General features: G+C 50.5%; 21 protein-coding genes. 9 read left to right on the plus strand and 12 right to left on the minus strand.

From position 1 onward, the window contains the following. Positions 1–255 precede the first annotated feature (255 nt). The 5 genes from ACO0LI_RS01995 to ACO0LI_RS02015 all read right to left on the minus strand — a co-directional run bounded on the left by ACO0LI_RS01995 (position 256) and on the right by ACO0LI_RS02015 (position 4,020). A complete protein-coding gene (locus ACO0LI_RS01995) occupies positions 256–567 on the minus strand; it encodes a helix-turn-helix domain-containing protein (RefSeq protein ID WP_423030451.1) in 312 nt (103 codons plus the stop codon). After that, positions 554–940, minus strand: a complete 387-nt coding sequence (locus ACO0LI_RS02000; RefSeq protein ID WP_423030453.1) for a type II toxin-antitoxin system RelE/ParE family toxin — start codon at positions 938–940, stop codon at positions 554–556. Before ACO0LI_RS02000 ends, ACO0LI_RS01995 begins: the two co-directional genes overlap by 14 nt. 156 nt (positions 941–1,096) lie before the next feature. Then, positions 1,097–2,398, minus strand: a complete 1,302-nt coding sequence (locus tag ACO0LI_RS02005; protein WP_423030455.1) for an HAD family hydrolase — start codon at positions 2,396–2,398, stop codon at positions 1,097–1,099. Between the two features lie 224 nt (positions 2,399–2,622). Then, positions 2,623–3,522, minus strand: a complete 900-nt coding sequence (locus ACO0LI_RS02010) for a metallophosphoesterase (RefSeq protein WP_423030457.1) — start codon at positions 3,520–3,522, stop codon at positions 2,623–2,625. A 6-nt stretch (positions 3,523–3,528) separates the two neighbouring features. Beyond that, entirely contained in the window at positions 3,529–4,020 is a 492-nt protein-coding gene (locus ACO0LI_RS02015; protein WP_423030459.1) for a YqaA family protein, read from the minus strand. 103 nt (positions 4,021–4,123) lie between these two features. Between ACO0LI_RS02015 and ilvA the strand changes: the two genes are divergently transcribed. The 9 genes from ilvA (at position 4,124) to ACO0LI_RS02060 (ending at position 15,105) form a co-directional block, all read left to right on the plus strand. Continuing rightward, complete coding sequence (ilvA, locus tag ACO0LI_RS02020; RefSeq protein ID WP_423030494.1) at positions 4,124–5,713, plus strand: threonine ammonia-lyase, biosynthetic; 1,590 nt, start codon at positions 4,124–4,126, stop codon at positions 5,711–5,713. A 60-nt stretch (positions 5,714–5,773) separates the two neighbouring features. Next, positions 5,774–6,619: an NADPH-dependent 7-cyano-7-deazaguanine reductase QueF gene (gene queF / locus ACO0LI_RS02025; RefSeq protein WP_423030461.1), complete on the plus strand. Its 846-nt coding sequence runs from the start codon at positions 5,774–5,776 to the stop codon at positions 6,617–6,619. Positions 6,620–6,685: 66 nt separating this feature from the next. Continuing rightward, positions 6,686–7,279 carry a hypothetical protein gene (locus tag ACO0LI_RS02030; RefSeq protein WP_422954112.1) on the plus strand — a complete coding sequence of 198 codons (594 nt, stop codon included), beginning with the start codon at positions 6,686–6,688 and terminating at the stop codon, positions 7,277–7,279. Positions 7,280–7,443: 164 nt separating this feature from the next. Continuing rightward, positions 7,444–10,122: an EAL domain-containing protein gene (locus ACO0LI_RS02035; RefSeq protein WP_423030463.1), complete on the plus strand. Its 2,679-nt coding sequence runs from the start codon at positions 7,444–7,446 to the stop codon at positions 10,120–10,122. A 102-nt stretch (positions 10,123–10,224) separates the two neighbouring features. Further along, complete coding sequence (locus tag ACO0LI_RS02040; RefSeq protein WP_423030465.1) at positions 10,225–10,698, plus strand: PTS sugar transporter subunit IIA; 474 nt, start codon at positions 10,225–10,227, stop codon at positions 10,696–10,698. Positions 10,699–10,838: 140 nt separating this feature from the next. After that, complete coding sequence (gene hprK, locus ACO0LI_RS02045) at positions 10,839–11,780, plus strand: HPr(Ser) kinase/phosphatase (protein WP_422954109.1); 942 nt, start codon at positions 10,839–10,841, stop codon at positions 11,778–11,780. Positions 11,781–11,800: 20 nt separating this feature from the next. Continuing rightward, positions 11,801–12,664, plus strand: a complete 864-nt coding sequence (gene rapZ, locus ACO0LI_RS02050; protein WP_423030467.1) for an RNase adapter RapZ — start codon at positions 11,801–11,803, stop codon at positions 12,662–12,664. A 202-nt stretch (positions 12,665–12,866) separates the two neighbouring features. Beyond that, the gene (locus ACO0LI_RS02055; RefSeq protein ID WP_423030469.1) at positions 12,867–14,018 is read left to right on the plus strand and encodes a hypothetical protein; all 1,152 of its coding nucleotides are present in this window, start codon (positions 12,867–12,869) and stop codon (positions 14,016–14,018) included. Between the two features lie 118 nt (positions 14,019–14,136). Then, on the plus strand, positions 14,137–15,105 hold the full coding sequence (locus ACO0LI_RS02060) for a phosphotransferase (protein ID WP_423030471.1): 969 nt from the start codon (positions 14,137–14,139) through the stop codon (positions 15,103–15,105). Positions 15,106–15,203: 98 nt separating this feature from the next. Here the strand turns inward: ACO0LI_RS02060 and ACO0LI_RS02065 are convergent, their stop codons facing one another. The 7 genes from ACO0LI_RS02065 to ACO0LI_RS02095 all read right to left on the minus strand — a co-directional run bounded on the left by ACO0LI_RS02065 (position 15,204) and on the right by ACO0LI_RS02095 (position 19,803). Continuing rightward, entirely contained in the window at positions 15,204–15,797 is a 594-nt protein-coding gene (locus ACO0LI_RS02065) for a hypothetical protein (RefSeq protein WP_423030473.1), read from the minus strand. Between the two features lie 23 nt (positions 15,798–15,820). Beyond that, positions 15,821–16,324 (minus strand): tetratricopeptide repeat protein, encoded by a 504-nt coding sequence (locus ACO0LI_RS02070; RefSeq protein WP_422954103.1) that lies wholly within the window; start codon positions 16,322–16,324, stop codon positions 15,821–15,823. A gap of 361 nt (positions 16,325–16,685) precedes the next feature. Continuing rightward, positions 16,686–16,955: a lysozyme inhibitor LprI family protein gene (locus ACO0LI_RS02075; protein WP_422954102.1), complete on the minus strand. Its 270-nt coding sequence runs from the start codon at positions 16,953–16,955 to the stop codon at positions 16,686–16,688. A gap of 175 nt (positions 16,956–17,130) precedes the next feature. Beyond that, complete coding sequence (locus tag ACO0LI_RS02080) at positions 17,131–18,243, minus strand: HAF repeat-containing protein (RefSeq protein ID WP_422954101.1); 1,113 nt, start codon at positions 18,241–18,243, stop codon at positions 17,131–17,133. Positions 18,244–18,711: 468 nt separating this feature from the next. Then, entirely contained in the window at positions 18,712–18,972 is a 261-nt protein-coding gene (locus ACO0LI_RS02085; protein ID WP_423030474.1) for a hypothetical protein, read from the minus strand. A 317-nt stretch (positions 18,973–19,289) separates the two neighbouring features. Continuing rightward, on the minus strand, positions 19,290–19,547 hold the full coding sequence (locus tag ACO0LI_RS02090; protein ID WP_422954503.1) for a BrnA antitoxin family protein: 258 nt from the start codon (positions 19,545–19,547) through the stop codon (positions 19,290–19,292). Next, on the minus strand, positions 19,531–19,803 hold the full coding sequence (locus ACO0LI_RS02095; RefSeq protein WP_422954504.1) for a BrnT family toxin: 273 nt from the start codon (positions 19,801–19,803) through the stop codon (positions 19,531–19,533). Before ACO0LI_RS02095 ends, ACO0LI_RS02090 begins: the two co-directional genes overlap by 17 nt. Between the last annotated feature and the right edge of the window lie 107 nt (positions 19,804–19,910).

Here is a 19,910-nt window from a genome sequence, read left to right on the forward strand (position 1 = left end):
CTAACTTATTGCGATGCACCACGCGCCAACAGCCTTGAAGTTTATACGGTAATGAATGGTGATTGTGGCAATTTTCCGAATGGAATTTGGCAAAAACCGACAGAATTGTCGTAAAAGTGGATAAATTGCAAAATCATTACAAATAGTGCTGCACAAAAGTTGGGCAAGCGAATTTGATTTACATCGTTTGTCGTATTTTACACCTGTGTGCAGATCAGACAGTGATCGTTTGAGACAAAATAGAAAAGATGGAATTTAAGCCAGCACTTCCAAACCCTTGCGATCCACTAAATTCAGCAGCTTTAGTGACGGGCCGTTAGGATGTTTTTGCCCCTGCTCCCACTTTTGCACTGTCGAAGGACTGGTGTTGAGGTAAGCAGCAAAGACAGCCTGGCTAGCCTTGACGCGCAAGCGCAGATGTTTGATCTGTTCAGCCGTGTACTCTTGCACTGGTGGCAGGCAGAGAGCATCAAACTCGCGCATGGTAGTTGCATCCATAACCCCTGCAGCATGCAAACCTTGCGCTGTACCGTGCAGCACATCGAGTAATTTGTCATGTTTGCTCATTTTTTCCTTCTTTCAGCTCTATGAGTTCTTGCGCCTGTATCGCACTATCCAACGCCTTGCGATCATATTTCATCAATTCAGATGCCAACATTTTTAAGGCTTGTAGTTCCTTGTCGTCAATGTTGTCGCGCTGATTTTTGGCAAATCCGTACAGGAAAAAGGCCTTATCTTTCAGCTTAAAGCCCAGGATTGTCCGTACGCCACCACTTTTACCACGCCCATTTAAGGCGACCCGTTTCTTGATGACATATCCTCCAAGATAAGCATCAATTAAACCTTGTTCCATTTCAGCTACTGCGGCACACAATGCCTGCTCAGGCAAACCTTCTTTGATTGCCCAGCGGGCAAACCATTTCGTCAGGAAGATTTGCATAACGCAGGATATCGTATTAATGAAGACACAAATATAGCACCAAGTGCCATATATCGCAATAAATCAGGACATTCACCACATGGAAAATATTACATTTATTTCAATTACCAGATAAAAAAACGAGCAGCCTCAGCCGCCCGTTCTTCATGCAAAAAATCAACCCAGCAATGCAGCCGCAGTCTTGCCGTATTTCAGTGTAGTTTCTACGGGCAACCAGTTACCCGTGGACTCCTGGCGGCCTTGCAGCAGGAAGCGTGGGTTGGCTTCTTTGGCAGCATCAGCAGCGGCCTTGGACAATTCACCGATCTTGCCTTTTTTGAGGCGGTTCACGACCAGGCCGATTTCTGTTTCTTTGAAATCGCGCAGCATGTCGTAGTCACCATCGCTGTCACCGGCGACAAATACCGGGCCGTAGCCTTTTTTGGCGACCAGTTCACGTTTGATGACGACAGTCTTGCCCGGGCCCCAGTTCAAAGGCCAGTCTTTGCGGTAGGCGTTTTTATAGACGTCGCCGTTTTGTTCCAGACGCAGGCCCAGGACGTTTTCACGTTGTACGTGGTAGCCATATTTTGGATTGGTCGCAAATACGGCAACCACATCTTCCAGCGAGGCGGTGCTGACGTATACGTCAAAACCGTTCTGGCGGAAAGTGTTCATCAATGTCGCGACTTCTGTACACAGGCGTATGCCGTGGAAGTGGGCAGTGGAGATGACACCAGCCACACCAGGCAGGGATGAAGGACTGGTATATTTGGTCTTGGTCAGGCTCATGCCGAGGTTGGCGTCATTCGATGCTTCTGCGAGTGCGCTGACTTCAGCAACGGTCATATTGGCGAAGAAGTAGATGACCCATGGATAACCAACGTTCACGCCATGCGTGTCATTGACGGCTTCATACAGGAAGTAGAGCTTGGCGCGGAAGTCCTGGAACTGTGCTGTCTCCATGATTTCTTCGAGACTGCGGCTACCGGCCATGCCTTTGTAGTTGGCGTGCAGGTAAGCATAGTCGCTGTCGAGATCGGTACAAACGCTTTCCAGATCCAGTTGCTTGCCAGCGGCATTTTTGTAGTCAGCAGTGAAATTGCCAACTGGTACATTTTGACGGATAGTCGCAGAGAATTCTTGCGGGCTCAGCTTGAATGCGAGGTGATTGATCTGGTACATCAACAGCGCTTCTTCGCAGTCATTCATGATACTGGTGTTGTCCCAGTCAAACACGGCGTAAGGCTTGCGCTTGGCAGAATAGCTTTTGCTGGTATTGCCATGCTTGGCGATCAGGGCCGCTACCAGGTCACGGTTGCGCGGTGACCATTTGGCGGCATCGAGAAATACTGCCGGTGCTGCTGCAGCTGGTTTTGCCAGTGCAGGCGCTGCCAGAGTGGCACCAGCTGCAGTGGCAACCAGACCTTGCAAAAAGCCACGGCGTGGCTGTTGATTGGTTTTTTTAGTATCTTGCATTTAATTTCCTTGGTGAGCGCGTGGCATGCCGCATGCTGGGGCATGCTTCTTTATTAAAAAACTGAGTGAGTGTGCAAAACTTGCGTGGTGCTTGCTTTGTGTTTGCATTGATTCTTCGTACGGATCCCGCTTTTCCGACTACTTTCCGGCAAGCATTATAGTCAAACATTGTGACATCCCGACAAAAGGCACAAAATTTTTAAGCGAATTTGTCTATACATTAACTACCAGGTCTGCTGACCTGATTTGGCTTGGCTGCCATTCTGTTCTACTACATCCAGCGAAGAATACAAATGGCATAAATGCACTTCGGAAGGGGCAAACAGGCGTATCGGTAAATCGCTCATGCCTATGCCCTGGCTGGTCAGCAATTGCCGACCGTCTGGCAAGGCAAACAAACCCCTGGCATAACGGCGCTCACCTGAGCCGGGCGGCAAGACCAGTGGCTTGCCACCGGGCGCGGCGATTTGCCCGCCATGGGTATGGCCGCAAAAAGCAAGTTGAAAATCATGCCCAGCCACAAGCTTGAGACCTAGCGGCGAATGCATGAGCAACACACGCACCTCGCTTGCTCCGGCAAAAGTCTGGTCGGCGTCTGGCATACCGACGCCGGGTTCATCCAGGCCGCAAATCGAAATTGCATCAAAAGGGGCGGGCAAGCGTGCGTTTTGATTGACCAGGACCTGGACGCCTGCCGCCTTGAGGCAATTTGCAATATGCACATCATCCAGCCACAAGTCATGATTACCCATGACGGCAAACTTGGGGGTAGCTGGATTGAGCAAACCCAATGGTTTAATCAGATGTTGCATATGTCGGGCATGCAGCGAGACGAAATCGCCGCCAAACAGGATGACATCCGGCGCAAAAGCAGCAATGGCGACAAATGCCTGTTCCAGCAAACGCACATCTGTCAGCGGGCCCGCATGCAAATCTGAAATGAAGGCCAGCTTGCATTGAAAGCCCGCAGGCAGGGGCAGGTAAAAATCACGCCTGTCTATGTGCAAACCACCTTGCAGCTTGAGCGCATAGGCAATGTGTGCGGCCCAGTTTTCTTGATAGAAAGCGGCTTCCAGCCCCTCACCTGTGCGCCGCCACCAGCCATAGTATTTGCCTCTGCCCATGTCTGGTCAGAAGATGAAGTTGGCGATTTTGGACCAGACGCCTTCTGGCACTTTCAATAACAGCCAGGTGATGACGATGTAACGCAGGCACTTGCCCACTGCCATATAAAACACACTGGGCCAGAAAGGCATGCGCAACCAGCCTGCCAGGGTGCAGATGGGGTCACCAATGCCGGGCAACCAGGCCAGCAGCATGGTCTTGGGGCCAAAATGCTGTAGCCAGCGGTACCAGTAGCTTTCACGCTCACGGTCAAAGGCCTGCTTGGCGGCATAACCCATGCCGTAATCAACCACCCCACCGAGGGTATTGCCTATGGTTGCAACGATGATCACTTGCCAGAAAATCGCCGGGTTGGCCCTGATGACTGCAAACACAGCGGGTTCTGAGCCTAATGGCAACAAAGTGGCTGAAATAAAGCTGATCAGAAATACCGAACTCAAACCGACTTCAGGTACGGCCAGGACACTTAATAACCAATGGACTGCGTCTTCTATCATCGTGGTTTGATATGGCTGTAAAAGGCATACATTATAATGGCGGCTGCAATTTCTAATCAGCAAGTAATCAAAAAGTAAGCAACAAGTAAGTATTTAGACCTGAATTAGCTTTAGATCAGACCCAAATAAGCCATTTTTAACTAACAATAAGACATCCATGAGCACCGATTATCTGAAGAAGATCCTGACAGCGCGCGTCTATGACGTCGCATTTGAAACCCCGCTGGAATATGCCACCAGCCTGTCGGCTCGCATGGATAACCGAATTTATTTTAAACGCGAAGACATGCAAAGTGTGTTCAGCTTCAAGCTGCGCGGTGCTTATAACAAGATTGCCCACCTGACGCCAGCGCAACTCAAGCGAGGCGTCATCTGTGCCTCTGCCGGTAACCATGCCCAGGGCGTGGCCCTGAGTGCCAGCAAAAAGGGCTGCAAGGCAGTCATCGTCATGCCAACCACCACACCACCGGTCAAGATAGACGCGGTACGCACCCACGGTGGTGACCTGGTTGAAATCGTCCTGTTTGGTGATTCTTATACTGATGCTTACGGTCATGCACTGGAACTGGAAAAGAAACGCAAGCTGACCTTTGTCCACCCCTTTGATGACCCTGACGTTATCGCAGGCCAGGGTACGGTAGGCATGGAAATTTTGCGCCAGCATGCCGAGCCTATCCATGCAATCTTCGTCGCGATTGGCGGCGGTGGCCTGATCTCTGGCGTGGCTGCTTACGTCAAGGCAGTGCGCCCTGACATCAAGATCATCGGTGTGCAAACGACAGATTCTGACGCGATGGCACGTAGCCTCAAAGCGGGCAAGCGCGTGACTTTGAATGATGTTGGCCTGTTCTCTGACGGCACCGCCGTCAAGCTGGTAGGTGAAGAAACCTTCCGCCTTGCCAAGCTGTATGTCGACGAAGTGATTACGGTTGATACAGATGCCGTCTGCGCCGCCATCAAGGACGTGTTCCAGGACACCCGCAGCATACTGGAACCTGCCGGTGCCTTGGCAGTAGCCGGTTGCAAGGCCTATATAGAACGCGCCAAGGCCGACAAAAAACCACTGAAGAATGAAACCCTGGTGACCATCGCCTGCGGTGCCAACATGAATTTTGACCGCCTGCGTTTTGTTGCCGAGCGTGCCGAAGTCGGTGAAGCACGTGAAGCGGTTTTCGCTGTAACCATACCAGAAGAACGCGGCAGCTTCCGCCGCTTCTGTGAATTGGTCGGTGCACGCAATGTCACAGAATTCAATTACCGCATCAGCGATGAAAAAGCCGCACATATTTTTGTGGGCATTCAAACGCACGATAAGCTGGAATCTGGCAAAATTGCCAAGAATTTTGAAAAGCACGGCTTCCCTACCCTGGATTTGACACATGACGAGCTGGCGAAATTGCATATCCGCCATCTGGTGGGTGGCAAGAGCAGCCTGGCCAAGGATGAATTGCTGTATCGCTTTGAATTCCCTGAACGCCCTGGTGCGCTGATGCGCTTTTTGAACAGCATGGCACCGAACTGGAACATCAGTTTGTTCCACTATCGCAACCATGGGGCAGATTACGGCAGAACTTTAGTTGGTTTACAGGTTCCAAAGAAAGAAATGAAGGCTTTCCGCGAATTTTTGGCAACCCTGGGCTATCGTTACTGGGATGAAAGTAAGAATCCCGTTTATCAATTATTTTTGGGCTGATACAGCTCATAGCCTTAAGTAACGCAGATCTTAAGTAATACATTACGCAACGCAGACAACATGACAGATTCCGCACCAAATACGCCTGAACATTCTTTACTGGGCAAGCCCGCGACTTACAAGTCCGAATATGATGCCAGCCTGCTCTTCCCTATCTCCCGTTCCGGAAAAAGGGAAGAAATAGGCCTTGGCAGCAGCCTGCCTTTCTTTGGTGTGGATATCTGGAATGCCTATGAAATTTCGTGGCTAAACCTGCGTGGCAAACCGCAGGTGGCGATTGCTGCCATTACAGTACCAGCAGATTCGCCGAACATCATCGAATCAAAGTCTTTCAAGCTTTACCTGAATTCTTTCAACCAGACCCGCCTGGCGGGTACAGATGCGCTGGTCAGTCTGTTGCAGGCAGATTTATCTGCAGGTTTTGGTGCGGCAGTGCAGGTCAAACTGACTACGCCTGACCAGTTCGACAAATTAGCCATGCATGAACTGCAAGGCCAGTTGCTCGACAGGTTAGATATTGAAGTCGATAGCTATACCCCCAACCCATCGCTGCTGACCGCCAATGTTGATGAGTCACCGGTAGAAGAAACCCTGATCTCGCATTTGCTGAAGTCCAACTGCCTGGTAACTGGCCAGCCAGACTGGGGCAGCGTGCAAATTCACTATGTAGGCCCGCAAATCAACCAGGAAGGCCTGTTGCAGTATTTGATAGGCTTCCGCGACCATAATGAGTTCCACGAGCAATGTGTGGAACGCATCTTTGTCGATATCATGCGCCACTGCAAACCGCAGAAATTGTCAGTCTATGCACGTTATACACGTCGCGGTGGACTGGACATCAACCCATGGCGCAGCAATTTCAGTACGGGCCAGGGCCCGGACAATCGCCGGAATGCACGCCAGTAAGCGTACCAGTATGTGTGGCTGCATCCCTCTCACACTCATTTTTTGTATCCATTTGTAAGCAATATTATGTTGAAATTCAAATATTTCTCCTTGCGCGCTGTCTTGTGCGCCTCCGCTTTTTTGCTGTGCACAGCATCCCAGGCGCAAACAACTGGCGCCCCAGTCCAGGAAGATATGGGCTGGTGGGATAGCGCCAAAGCCAAAGCCAATAAAATCCTGGATGAAGGCGACTTGTCACTGATGCTGGCTGGCCATACCCACCATGGCCGCGGCACTTACACCAGGGAAAGAATTGCAGAGCTCAATGAAAACACCTGGGGTTTGGGCTTTAGCAAAGCCATACGCACCAAGGAAGACAATGAAGAATCCGTCTATGCCATGATGATTTCTGATTCACACTTTAAGCCACAACCTATGGCAGGCTATGTCTATCAATGGATGAAGCCGCTAGGTGACAAGATCGAAGTTGGTGGTGGCCTGACTGGCTCGTTAATTAGCCGCACCGATTACTTTGGTGGCATACCCTTTCCAGTCATTTTGCCAGTGGCGTCGATAGGCACACGCAATACCAAGCTGATGGCAACCTATGTCCCGCGCTTTTCAAAGAACAAGGGTAATGGCGACGTCTTGTTCATGTTCGTGCGTATCGATTTAAAATAAGCGCTTGAAATAAAGTCCGGCCAGGGAAGTACAATTTTGCAAGAGGTGTTTTTTTATCTACCGCAGGCTAATGTGTTTTTAATATGCTAGCTAATTACCATCATTGTCCTTAGAACTTGCTTGATGTAAAGTATCCAGACTTATTCGTTTTATAGATTGTCGTCGTGATAATTCCGGTCCCGTTTTCAAGTACTAGTACACGCGAGCCTGTCGCCAGTCAAGACTGGCATATGGCCTTGCTGGAACATAACCCGGATGCGATGTATGTGCTCATCGACGACAATCTCGTGTATGCCAATCCGGCAGGTGCAGAACTCATGCATGCCGGTGACCCGCAGCAGCTCATAGGCCTGAAGCCAGAAGCTTTTTTGCATGGGCGGCATCATGAAGGTGCCAAAACCATACTGCAAAAACTGCGGCAGGACGGGGCACAGAGCAAACACACTTGCCAGTGCATACGGCTTGATGGTCAATTGCTCGATATAGAAGTCCGCGCTACCCAATTCAATTTCAATGAACAAACCGCCATCTTGCTGACGGCGCGAGAAATCACTCCCCGCAGCAGTTCACGTTCCAGCGCTACCGTCACCGCCCTGCCCCTGATCGACCAAGTCCGTTATAAATCCAGCCGCGTCCATGAAGCCCTGCATCACGAGAAAGAAATTCTCGAGATGATTGCGCTCGACAAACCGCTGACCGATATTCTGGAAGACGTCTGCGATCGTATGGAACGCTTGCTCGACAATGGCGCCTTGTGCGCCATCACGCTATATGACGACAGCACCCAGCAACTGAGTTTTGGTGCCGGCCCTTCGCTGCCAGATGGTTTTTGCGCCTTGCTTGGTAATCTGCCAGTCGATACCAGTTCGGGCTCAGCCTCCGCCGCGATTTATTACCAGCGCACCACGATAGTCCAGGATATTGCAGTCAGCCCGCTGTGGAAAAATTTGCGTGAACCGGCGCTGCGCTACGGCTTGCGTTCATGCTGGTCTTTGCCGATTACCACGGCTTTCAACACCCTGCTGGGCACGGTCGATGTGTATCACCAGATGGTACACAGCCCGAATGAAGATGAGCAGGCCATGATGATGGATGCCTGTGACCTCATCGGTCTGGCCATCGATAAAAAGAACATGGAACAAAGCCTGGAGGAAAGCGAAGAACGCTATCGCTCCGTGGTCACCAATCTCAGTGAAGGTATCATGGTGATAGGCCCCAGCGGCCAGATCCTGACCTGCAATCCCAGCGCCCAGCGTATTCTTAAAATTGATGACATCAGCACCGTTGGCAGGCGTCACCGTTATTTCAAGAACATACTCGGTGACGAAGGACAAGCGATACGTATGGGGGATGATCCGGCTTCCGTGGTCTTCCGCAGTAAAACCCCGATATTGAATTTATCCATGGGAGTGGAGTTGCGTGATGGCTCCGTTGTCTGGCTCTTGGTGAATGTACTGCCTATCAATAAAAAAAGTAGCGCCACGGTATCTGCCGTATTGATTTCCTTCACCGATACCACAGAAGTGCGCGAGACGCAAAGGCAATTGCATTTCATGGCTTCTTACGATGCCCTGACTGGTTTGCCGAACCGTCATCAACTGAACCAGCGCCTGGTCAAAGCACTGGCCGGTGCCAAACGCACCCAGCACCGCCTGGCCTTGCTCTTTCTTGACCTCGACAGGTTCAAGAACGTCAATGACACTGCTGGCCATGCGGCTGGCGATACACTCCTGCGTGATGTATCGTCGCGCCTGAGTTCGTGCATACGCACGACGGACATGCTGGCCCGCCTCGGTGGTGATGAATTCGTCATCGTTGCCGAAGCCTTTGAAGATGCCATGCAACTCAAGGACCTGGCCGAGCGTGTACTGGCCCGCATGCGCGATCCTTTCGTCATTGAGGGCAATGAATATCACCTCGGTACCTCTATCGGCATCAGTGTTTATCCACATGATGGTGAAGACGGCCCTACGCTGCTGCGCTGCGCTGATTCGGCGATGTACCATGCCAAGGAACTGGGTCGCAACAACTACCAGTTCTTCACCACAGAACTGAATGTACGAGCCCAGCACCGCTATGCGCTGGAAACCAATCTGCGCCGCGCCCTGACTGACAATGAATTCCTGGTGTATTACCAGCCCAAGATCAGCCTCAGCACCTCGCAGATCGTTGGTGCAGAAGCGCTGATACGCTGGCAAATGCCAGACGTTGGCCTGGTACCGCCTAACGAATTTATCCCTATATCAGAAGAAATTGGCCTCATCCTGCCACTGGGCCGCTGGATCTTGCGCCAGGCATGTCTGCAAACCCAGCTATGGCGCGAGCAATATTCGCCGGACATGGTCATCAGCGTGAATATCTCGCCCAAGCAATTCCAGGACCCTGGCCTGCCCAAATATATAGAACAAATCCTGCAAGAAATCGGCTTGCCACCATCTGCACTGCAGTTGGAGATTACCGAAGGCTTGCTGATGGGTGATATAGACTTGCTGCTGCCGGTCTTTGATGCGATCAAAAAACTTGGCATCAGCATTTCCCTGGATGATTTTGGGACAGGCTTCTCTTCACTATCTTATTTGCAACGTTTCCCTATTGACAATCTCAAGATAGACCGTTCTTTCATCCGCGATATCCCGGGCAACCCCGATTCTGTTGTACTGACGCACGCCATCATTGCCATGGCCAATGCGCTGGGCATGAGTGTCACAGCCGAAGGGGTGGAAAAAGCCGACCAGATGTTCTTCTTGGCTGACTCTGGTTGTCAGGAGATGCAAGGCTTTTATTTCAGTCAACCCCTGCCTGTTGATAAATTTGAAAAATTACTGAGAGACAACGTTCGTTAAAAGTGTTGTCAAGTTTTGCGCAAATCGGCCAAAAGAAGCCTATAATTTGTCAAAACCTAATTTTGTGCATTGCACCATTTCGCTGTAAAACGATCTTGCACCATGACGAATATTGCAAAAATCCTGCCTCTGAACAACGTACTCCTGGATCTGGAAGTCTCCAGCAAAAAAAGAGCATTTGAACAGGCCGGGCTGTTATTCGAAAATAATTGCAGCATAGCGCGCTCGGTTGTCTCTGATAACCTGTTTGCGCGTGAACGCCTGGGCTCTACTGGCCTCGGCCATGGCGTCGCCATCCCGCACGGCCGCATCAAGGGCCTCAAGGCACCGATTGCCGCCCTGGTCAGGCTAAAGGAGGCTATTCCTTTTGAGTCGCCAGACAGCCAGCCAGTCAGCCTGCTGATTTTCTTGCTCATGCCTGACAATGTCACGCAACAACATCTGGAAATCTTGTCTGAAGTGGCAGAGATGCTGTCGAACGAAACTTTCCGCGATACGCTCAATACTGAAACCAGCGCTGCTGCGATATATGAAAAAATCATGGCCTGGCGCCCGAACCTGCCAGGCACAACATGACAGATTGTGACAGGGCTGCCCGCTGCGTATTTCGTCTGCGGCAGTCTGGTCAAGCTCAAGCTCCCTGCGTTTCCTGATACTTCAAGCAAGCAAAATACCCCCAGACAACCAAGACATCGTCAGATTCAACCCACATAGCCATGCCATCATTGACAGAACTCACGGTACAAAAAATCTACGACGATAACCGCGACACCATGCAACTGGGCTGGTTTGCGGGTTTTGCTGGTGCCGACAAGCAAATCACAGGCGATGCGGCGTCTTCTGCTGACCAGGTCGGGCATTTGAACCTGATCCACCCTGGCCGCATACAGGTACTGGGACATCAGGAACTATCGTATTACAACCGTCTGTCGAATGCCTCGCGCAATAACCTCATGCGTGAACTCGTCGCCGGTGCGCCGCCTGCCCTCATCGTGGCACAGGGTCTGGAGTCGCCACCAGCGTTTTTGACGACCTGCGACGACAATAATATCCCGCTGTTTTCTACGCCTTATCCATCTGCACAGGTCATTGATTATCTGCGCGTGTATCTGTCGAAAAAACTCGCGCAAAAAATCACCATGCATGGCGTTTTCATGGACGTGCTGGGTGTCGGCGTACTGATCACCGGTGAATCCGGTCTGGGCAAAAGTGAGCTCGGGCTGGAACTGATTTCACGCAGCCACGGCCTGGTGGCCGATGATGCCGTCGAATTTTCGCGCATTGCCCCGAACATGATAGAAGGCCGCTGCCACGAGCTACTGCAAAACCTGCTGGAAGTGCGCGGCCTTGGCCTGCTTGATATCAAGACCATCTTTGGTGAAACCGCAGTACGCCGCAAGATGCGCCTGAAACTCATTGTGCATCTGGTACGCCGCAGCACCCTCGAAGAAAATTACGAACGCCTGCCGATAGATTCGCAGACTGAAGAAGTGCTGGGCCTGCCCATCAGAAAAGTCGTGATCCCGGTTGCTGCAGGCCGCAATATCGCGGTACTTCTGGAAGCAGCTGTGCGCAATACCATCCTGCAATTACGTGGTATCAATACGCTGGAAGATTTCATGGAACGGCAACGCCGCGCCATGGAAAACGGTGACTAAATACCTGTTGAGTACATCCCATGGAAATCCTGCTTATCTCTGGTATATCCGGCTCCGGTAAATCGGTCGCCCTGAATGTGGTTGAAGATGCAGGCTACTATTGCGTCGATAACCTGCCGCCAAGTTTATTGGCTGATCTGGTCAATACGCTCATCAAAGAAGGCGTGCCGTCAGCGGCCATCGCCATCGACAGCCGCAGCGCGAATCAGCTCACGCATTTGCCAGACTCCATACGCACATTGCGTGCAGAAGGGCATGATGTCAAAGTCCTGTTCCTGACCGCCAGCACAGAATCCCTGGTCGCCCGTTTTTCAGAAACCCGCCGCAGCCACCCGCTGTCACACCGGCTTGGTCTCGACAAAGAACCCGGCGACAGGCTCAGCCTGACTGAATGCATACAAGAAGAACGCGAAATCCTCTCAGGCATACAACTGGTCGCCCACGTCATCGACACCAGCGACCTGTCCGCCAACAAACTGCGCGCCTGGGTCAAGGACGTCATAGAAATAGGCCACACCCCGCTGACCCTGATGTTCGAATCCTTCGCCTTCAAGATAGGCGTGCCGCTGGACGCCGACTTTGTCTTCGACGTCCGCATGCTGCCCAACCCCCACTACGATCCCATCATGCGCCCGCTGACAGGCCGCGATGAACCCGTGATCCAGTTCCTCAAAGAACAGCCTATGGTCGATGAGATGTTTACCGACATCGAGCAATTCATCACCAAATGGCTGCCAGCATTCAAACGCGACAACCGCAGCTACCTGACCGTCGCCATAGGCTGCACCGGCGGCCAGCATCGCTCAGTGTATATGGTCGAAAAACTCGCTGGTCATTTCAAGGCGCAGGAACAGGTGCTGGTCAGGCATAGAAGATTGAGTTAGGGTACGAAAGCCGTATCTCGCAAAACCAGATACAGCCGATACTATACTTTCGACTGGCGCCTGTCTGACAACAAGACAGTACAAGCACATCATCAGATAAGAAATACCTCTGCCAAACAATTCTCCAGGCACTAAATAGTTCAAGAAACTTCCATCGTCCAGACTAGTCCAAGCGTTTCTATCATTTCCATCAAAAATAAAAATGAAAACCAAACCACAAAGAATCTGGACGGCGACAACAACAACTATACTCAGCAGCCTGTTATGCATGGCCCTGACAGCATGTAGCACCACACCACAGGCCACCGCAACGCACTATCAATTGAGTGCAGATGCGGCATGGAGCAAACTCAATACTGTGGCCTACAAGGGCAAGCAGGATGACATCTATTTTGTTCAGCCAGACCTGGGCTGGTATATAAATGGCGGTGGCAAGATATACAAAACCACGGATGGTGGCCAGAACTGGCAAGAGCAATTATCCAAACCCGGCACTTTCTTCCGCACAGTGGGTTTTGTTGATGCCATGCATGGCTATGCCGGCAACATAGGCACTGATTACTTCCCTGGCGTTACCGATACCACGCCACTGTATGAAACCCGCGATGGTGGCGCCAACTGGCAAGTTGCCAAAGGTCTTGAGGGCATGCAGATCAAGGGCCTGTGTGCCATCGACATACTGCACAACAAATTCATCAACTCCGGTGTACTGGAAGAAAGAACCATCATCCATGCCGGTGGCCGTGTCGGTGGCCCGGCTACATTGCTGCGCTCGCTGGATGGCGGCAATAGCTGGAAGAGCATGGACATGACGCCTTATACAGGCATGATACTGGACGTCAAATTCTTTGATGCGATGACAGGTTTTGTATTTGGTGCATCTGACAGTGATACAGAAAAATCCCACGCCCGCATCATCATGACCAAAGATGGCGGTGCAAGCTGGAAGACAGTCTATGAATCCAGCCGCCCCTTTGAGCTGACCTGGAAAGCCAGTTTCCCTACCCGCGATACCGGCTATGTGACCATACAAAGCTATAACCCTGATCCGGCCACCAGCCAGCGCTATGTTGCCAAGACAGTAGATGGCGGCCTGAGCTGGAAAGAAATCCCTCTCATCAATGACATCAAGGTCAGGGAATTTGGTGTTGGCTTCATTGATGCCAACACCGGTTGGGTAGGTGCCATTGAAGGCGGCTACCAGACTACGGATGGCGGCCAGACCTGGAAGCATATCCCCATGGGCCGCGCCGTCAACAAGATACGGCTGCTGCCTACGGACACGGGCTTTGTTGGTTATGCGATAGGAACAGAAGTGTTCAAGTTAAAACAAGAGAATGCGCGCTTACCTTGATGCGCCCAATAACGCATTTTCTGTTTGAATCGTCCCAATACTCTTGATGTCTTGATGGTCTTTGCATTTTTAGTTTAAGCTCTTTGAACTTTCATCTTTACTGCTTACGCAAAGTTCAATGACCATCACCCTCAATTGCCTGCCACAAAATCTCGACAATGCCGCCTGCAACGACTTTATAGTGCACACCCCTCTAGCAGCCTGGATGCCGGTGCTGGAACACCTGCAACAGGCATTTGAGCTGCCAAATGACAGTTGGGAAAAAATCCCCCTGGGTGCGAATGCCTTGTTTGGGCTGGGCAAAGACGTGATAGTCAAACTCGTGCCGCCGAACTGGCGGCGGCAGGGTGACAAAGAAATTCTGGTGGCACCTTTGCTGGAAGGCAAACTGTCATTGCAGACACCCAGGCTCATCGCCAGCGGTGAAATCGATCACTGGGTATTTGTGATCTTCAGCCGCTTGCAAGGCACTTTGCTTGCAGACATCTGGCCATCGCTGGATATCGACCAGAAGCAATCGATCATGTTGCAGACTGGTCAGCTCGTGCGTGAACTTGGCAGCGTAAAGTTTAATGCAGATATCTCCATCAAGGTCGATTGGCCAAACTATATACAAAACCTGATTACCGATTGCTTGGCCAGGCACCAGCGCAGAAAAATGCCGGAAACATTGCTGGTACAGGTCATGCCCTATATCGAAGCTGCCGGAGACTTTGCCAAAGCAGGTGACTTGCGATTTATCCATATGGATATCCATCCATGGAACCTGATGGCAAAGCAGAAGCAGGGCCAATGGCAGCTCTCAGGACTGCTGGATTTTGGTGATGCCATCGTCGGCAATAGCGACAGGTTTGAACTCCTGACACCCATGATTTTCATGGCACAAGGCAATCCCTTGCTGCTTCAGGCGCTATTGCAGTCTTATGGTGAAATAACAGATATCAGCGCAGCAGAACTGCAACGCCAACTGACTGCGTATATGCTGATCAGGCCTGACTCTGATGTGACTTTTTGTATGCAGCAAGTGCCTGCTGACGGGCCGCGCAATAGTTGGGAACAAGTTGCTGCTCAGATGTTTCCGCTGTAAAACCCAGAGACGCGATGACAGTCAATTATTTGGCATTACAAATTAAGAAGGCAAACTCAGATTCGCGTCCTTACTGTCTCTTCGTTTGAGCTTGGTCCTTATTGCGCAGGCCTTCTTATGACTTCATCTTCTTGTGGTCTATATGGCCCCAATTCACCTTGCACAGAATGAAGAAATTTGCGAAACCTGGCTTCCATCAACGCATCATATTTTTTCGCATTGCCTTTCAAGTGAGGCCAGGCCAAACGTGCCGTCGCTGATATGTTTGTTGAATCTGCGACCTGGTCTCTTCGGGCATCGAGGATGGTATAGCGCGTCGCGCCTTGCAGGGCTTCTTGACGGAATATAGTCCATGCATCAACATTTTCTGTCTTGGGTGCGTTACTACTACCATACTGTTTTACCGGCACATCATAGGCAGTGCGCCCTGCGTCAGTATTGAGGTCATAAAATTTCAATATCAGATTGGTCGAGTCAGCCGTTTGCCTGTCTGCCGGATTGGGTAACTGGAAAACTGCGGCAGCCACTGGCAGTTTGGATTGCATGTTCAGTACAGCCCAGTCATCATCCACAGTAAAAGCCAGCGCCCCGGTTTGCGTGATGATTTTGAGTCTGGTATCGGCAAAGGCGGTGATGCAGACAGTGCCAAGTAGCAAGCTTGCGAGCAAGGTTTTTAGTTTTTTCGTCGGCATGTTATGTAAAAATTTCTCTGATATTAGGCAACGTCCGTATTTTTTGCCAGCCCCTGAGCATACCGCGCCAGCGAACGATTGTAGCGCGGCAAATATCCTGCCAGCGCTGTCAGGCTAAGCGCAAGTGCCTCACGTTCGCGTCCCAGATCAGCCAGCGCCAGGGCCAGAAAGCCGCGCACTGCACCGTCGAGTTCATCACTGCCTTGCTGCATTTCAACAAACAACAGGTCAGCCGCCGTTTGCGGATCACCCAGGTGACGGATGGAGCTGGCCATTTGTACATTCGCCCGGCGGCGTCGCAAACCTGTCAGGCCGTTTTCAAGAGCAGCTTTATACAGGGGAATCGCCAGTTCAGTAAAACCGCAAGAATCCCGTGCGCCGCCGCGTTCAAATAACCCTATGGCGGCATCAGGTGGCAACTCTGCAGCCAGTGCGTCAATGCGTGCAATGAAGGTCTGTGCTTCTGTCGCGTCAAACTCTGCCCACAGAGCTGCCAGTCTTTCCTCCCAATGTGTATTCATGCTCATCATTTCTTTTATCATTGAATCCAGCGATGATTATCCCATGTGAGCTTGTCTGTACATCCTGTTATCCGGTGACGCAGACAAGGTAAATCTCACATCAAGGATACTTAAATGATGCAGATTAATACCCATTGATTATCAGTTGTAACTCTGTTGATGCATGGACAGGGGCTAATCCAAACTACATAGCTGCATGCAGTCTTTAACTCTGCCTATTGGCAGGCGATTAAAACTGGGTAAGTGATTCCAGTTCTTCGGCTCTGTTTACCCTGGCCGTGACGGAGCATTCATTTGCACTCATTCTGGCAGAGGTACCGCCGTCGGGATCATAATAAAACTGGCAGTTGGCATCGCTAAATTTCAGTCATAGACGCTGTACTTCCTGCAGGTCTTTTTTTCGATCGGCTTTGAGCGTGCCCATCAACTTTTTATACGCATTGTTCAGGCGTTTGTCTGCACGGCTATATTCGGCAGAAATGCAATCCAGAATTGCCGGATCCACTGCTTCAGCTTTCTTTATACATTTGTCATATTCGGCACTACGCACTGGTCCCGCTCTGCCATAAGCCGGGAAAGAGAATGCCGCGCTCAATACTATGCTTAATACGAATGTCAGTTGATATTTGGTTTGCATGCGTAATCTATATTGTCATACTAAATAAAAAGCTGGCTCAAATTAATCGCCAGCCCAGGTGAAATCAGCTTGTTGGTTTGCTTTAACTGACACGAACAGACATTTTTTATACTCACCAGCTATGGGGCTTGCAGGCAGATAAGCCTTATCTGCTTGCTGCATGCCTGCTACAATCTCAAGCCCCAAAAAACAGCTTGTTCTCAAAGAACAAACCCTTGAGCCGTTTGCGGAAGATCGCGATAGTCAGGGCCACTAATAGCATGACTACATTAAAACCGAGGATTTTATTGCCGCCCATATCCACGAAAGGAACGGCATTCGAAGGCATAGTAGCGGCATACAGGCCACGGTCATAACTTGCGCCTATGACCTGGCCACCATCGTTGATGGCATTGGTCAGGTACAGGCTTTTGCCGGCCGCGTGCAGCGTCATCTTATTGTCGCGCCAGACAAAGGACAGGCGCAGGTCTGCAGTATCAACTACGCCAACCACATGGCCTTCGTTATTGATGCCGGTGGCAAAGCTGTCGCCAAAGCCGATTTTGGCACCGAGGTCTATCATCTGCTTGCCATCGTGCATGAAGGCATGCCAGCGGCGGTCTTTCATTTCCGAAGCCCCCACGACGATGCCATGGTCGTTGATAGCCGTTGCTGAACTGGTGCGGCCACCCAAAGTGCCCAGGTCTCTCATGCCGCTGGCAGCATCATAGAGGAATGCCCGGCGCGTGCCATCGGTGATCATGGAAGAACCAACTACCTGCCCCTGGTTATTGATGCCGCTCGCATAACTAACCCTGCCGCCCAGCGTACCCAAGTCTTTTAGCGCTTCACCGGGGGTATATAGAAAGGCATGCCAGTCACGTTCAGGCGTATCAGAGAACCCGGCAGCCTGGCCAGTCTGATTGAGTGCAGCACCATAACTATTGGGGCCACCCAGAGTGCCCAGGTCCTGGGTGCCATGATCGCGGGTGCGGATAAATGCGCGCCATATTTCCCCTTTTTTTGATGAACCGACGATCTCGCCCTTATCATTGATGCGCTTGGCTTCGCTCTCGGTTTCGCCCGGCAACTCCAGTTTGACAAGTTTACCCTTTTCAAAGAACACGGCGTGAGGCGTACCATCTTTTTCCTTGATGACGGCAGCAACCTGCCCTGCTGCATTCATGTCATAGGCAATCGACTCGCCATACTGCTTGCGCTCTATACCCAAAGAATGACTGGTCGAGGCAACAGCCTGGCCACCGATCAAAGCCAGCAGAAACAAAGAACTACGCAATGCATGGTGCATACAGGTATCCTTTCTGGAGGGAGGTCTTACGGGGAATTTGCAAGCAAATATACAGGATTATTATTTGGCAATAAAGATAAATGATTATTATTTGCCACCGTCGATTGAGACGTAGTGAGGATTTTTTGAAATTCACCAGAACCCGCGGCCCATGTCAGCTTGCCAGATGCAAGGGTGCCAAGTTACGCCCGTGAAGCCTTGCATAAGCAAATGGCAAAGAAGGTGCAAGCCCAGGCAATAAAGCGCATTAATTCGCCGTGAACGCTTAAATGAAGCAACGCTAAAGTATGCCTGGGCTGCCTGAGAATTCTAACAGTGAGTACTACGTGCGCGAAGCTGTTTTAACAAGCAAGGATATGAATGATATGACTATGCCTGTCCCGAGATGCTTACACCGAAACTGGTAGGTGAGGTTCTTACAACGCACCAGTTGTGATGGCAAAATGAGGGGACAGTAACATCGGTACGTTAAAACGTATTTTCTCTTTCGAATTCCACCCGATCTGCAACCCACACACTGAAGTTGTCGAATCGAGAGATATCTTTCGGCAATTGTTGGCCATCTATAAGCCGATACAAATCCGAGGAATCTGTCCATACAATCTCGTACTCATTATCTGGCTTGTTATCAGCAATGGCGAAAACAACTCCACCATCACTCCAATCATTAATTAGCAAGATATTGTGTGGTAACGATATATTTTTGCGACAATCCAATGTTTGCTTCACTGAATCTTCCAGATTTTCGATCCCGCAGGCCATAGAATAACCATACACCGATAAAAGTCATCTCATTGATGCAGGAAGAAGAAATCCAAGCTCGCTCTCGTATTTATCGAGATTCGAATCCAATTCTGGATGCACTCCCTGAAGGATATCCAGGTTTGACTTTACATATAGTTCAAATTCAGACTGTTTCATTTTTTTAATTTCTGACAGTTTCAAATGAAATATGACGCAGCTACTCATATTCGGTAGGCTAGAGCCTGCCTCGCTCAAATTTTATTTGATATTGCAACTTACCAGCCCACGCCTGACATAAAGGCTCAACGGGGCTTCTGCTGCTTGGCCTCCATGTACACGCGCAATAACTGATTGATGCGTGTCTGGTAACCCTGGCCTTGTTCCTTGAACCACTCCAGCACATCACTATCGAGGCGGATAGTCACAGCCTGCTTGGCGGGTGCGCGCAATTCTGCACGCTGGAAGAAGTCATCTCCTAACTCAGCAATATCGCTGGTATCAATCTCTTTATCTTTCATCCCAGCCAGGCGTTTCCAGTCTGTTTTAGATGCTTTGCTCATAGCGTTTCACCTCATTTTTTGTTGCCTTACGGGCAGAGATAATGCGAATAACATCTCCCTCCCTTTCCACATAAACCACAACGCCTATCATGCTGCGAATCCATCCCAGGGCAATCCAGCGATCTTCACCATAATCTTCACGACCATCGAAAAGCGTCAGCATGGGATGCTTGAAAATATCAGTCGCATCACTAAAGTCTATGCCGTGCTTGCGGATATTGATTTGATTTTTGTTTTCATCCCATTCAAAACGCATCATTCACCCGTAAATATAGTTGTGCTTATTTTGTATTTACATTTGTATTGACAGTTATTTCAACAGTATAGGACAAGATTACTAGGTTTGCCGAGTTTCGTCTTTTA

The sequence above is a fragment of the Undibacterium sp. Tian12W genome, from assembly GCF_049339405.1.
GTDB lineage: Bacteria > Pseudomonadota > Gammaproteobacteria > Burkholderiales > Burkholderiaceae_D > Undibacterium.

Bases quoted from the DNA above. Each gene is read 5' to 3' on its own strand.
- ACO0LI_RS01995 (WP_423030451.1), bottom strand. From the start codon at position 567: ATGAGCAAACATGACAAATTACTCGATGTGCTGCACGGTACAGCGCAA.
- ACO0LI_RS02000 (WP_423030453.1), bottom strand. From the start codon at position 940: ATGCAAATCTTCCTGACGAAATGGTTTGCCCGCTGGGCAATCAAAGAA.
- ACO0LI_RS02005 (WP_423030455.1), bottom strand. From the start codon at position 2,398: ATGCAAGATACTAAAAAAACCAATCAACAGCCACGCCGTGGCTTTTTG.
- ACO0LI_RS02010 (WP_423030457.1), bottom strand. From the start codon at position 3,522: ATGGGCAGAGGCAAATACTATGGCTGGTGGCGGCGCACAGGTGAGGGG.
- ACO0LI_RS02015 (WP_423030459.1), bottom strand. From the start codon at position 4,020: ATGATAGAAGACGCAGTCCATTGGTTATTAAGTGTCCTGGCCGTACCT.
- queF (WP_423030461.1), top strand. From the start codon at position 5,774: ATGACAGATTCCGCACCAAATACGCCTGAACATTCTTTACTGGGCAAG.
- ACO0LI_RS02030 (WP_422954112.1), top strand. From the start codon at position 6,686: ATGTTGAAATTCAAATATTTCTCCTTGCGCGCTGTCTTGTGCGCCTCC.
- ACO0LI_RS02040 (WP_423030465.1), top strand. From the start codon at position 10,225: ATGACGAATATTGCAAAAATCCTGCCTCTGAACAACGTACTCCTGGAT.
- hprK (WP_422954109.1), top strand. From the start codon at position 10,839: ATGCCATCATTGACAGAACTCACGGTACAAAAAATCTACGACGATAAC.
- rapZ (WP_423030467.1), top strand. From the start codon at position 11,801: ATGGAAATCCTGCTTATCTCTGGTATATCCGGCTCCGGTAAATCGGTC.
- ACO0LI_RS02055 (WP_423030469.1), top strand. From the start codon at position 12,867: ATGAAAACCAAACCACAAAGAATCTGGACGGCGACAACAACAACTATA.
- ACO0LI_RS02060 (WP_423030471.1), top strand. From the start codon at position 14,137: ATGACCATCACCCTCAATTGCCTGCCACAAAATCTCGACAATGCCGCC.
- ACO0LI_RS02065 (WP_423030473.1), bottom strand. From the start codon at position 15,797: ATGCCGACGAAAAAACTAAAAACCTTGCTCGCAAGCTTGCTACTTGGC.
- ACO0LI_RS02070 (WP_422954103.1), bottom strand. From the start codon at position 16,324: ATGAGCATGAATACACATTGGGAGGAAAGACTGGCAGCTCTGTGGGCA.
- ACO0LI_RS02075 (WP_422954102.1), bottom strand. From the start codon at position 16,955: ATGCAAACCAAATATCAACTGACATTCGTATTAAGCATAGTATTGAGC.
- ACO0LI_RS02080 (WP_422954101.1), bottom strand. From the start codon at position 18,243: ATGCACCATGCATTGCGTAGTTCTTTGTTTCTGCTGGCTTTGATCGGT.
- ACO0LI_RS02090 (WP_422954503.1), bottom strand. From the start codon at position 19,547: ATGAGCAAAGCATCTAAAACAGACTGGAAACGCCTGGCTGGGATGAAA.
- ACO0LI_RS02095 (WP_422954504.1), bottom strand. From the start codon at position 19,803: ATGCGTTTTGAATGGGATGAAAACAAAAATCAAATCAATATCCGCAAG.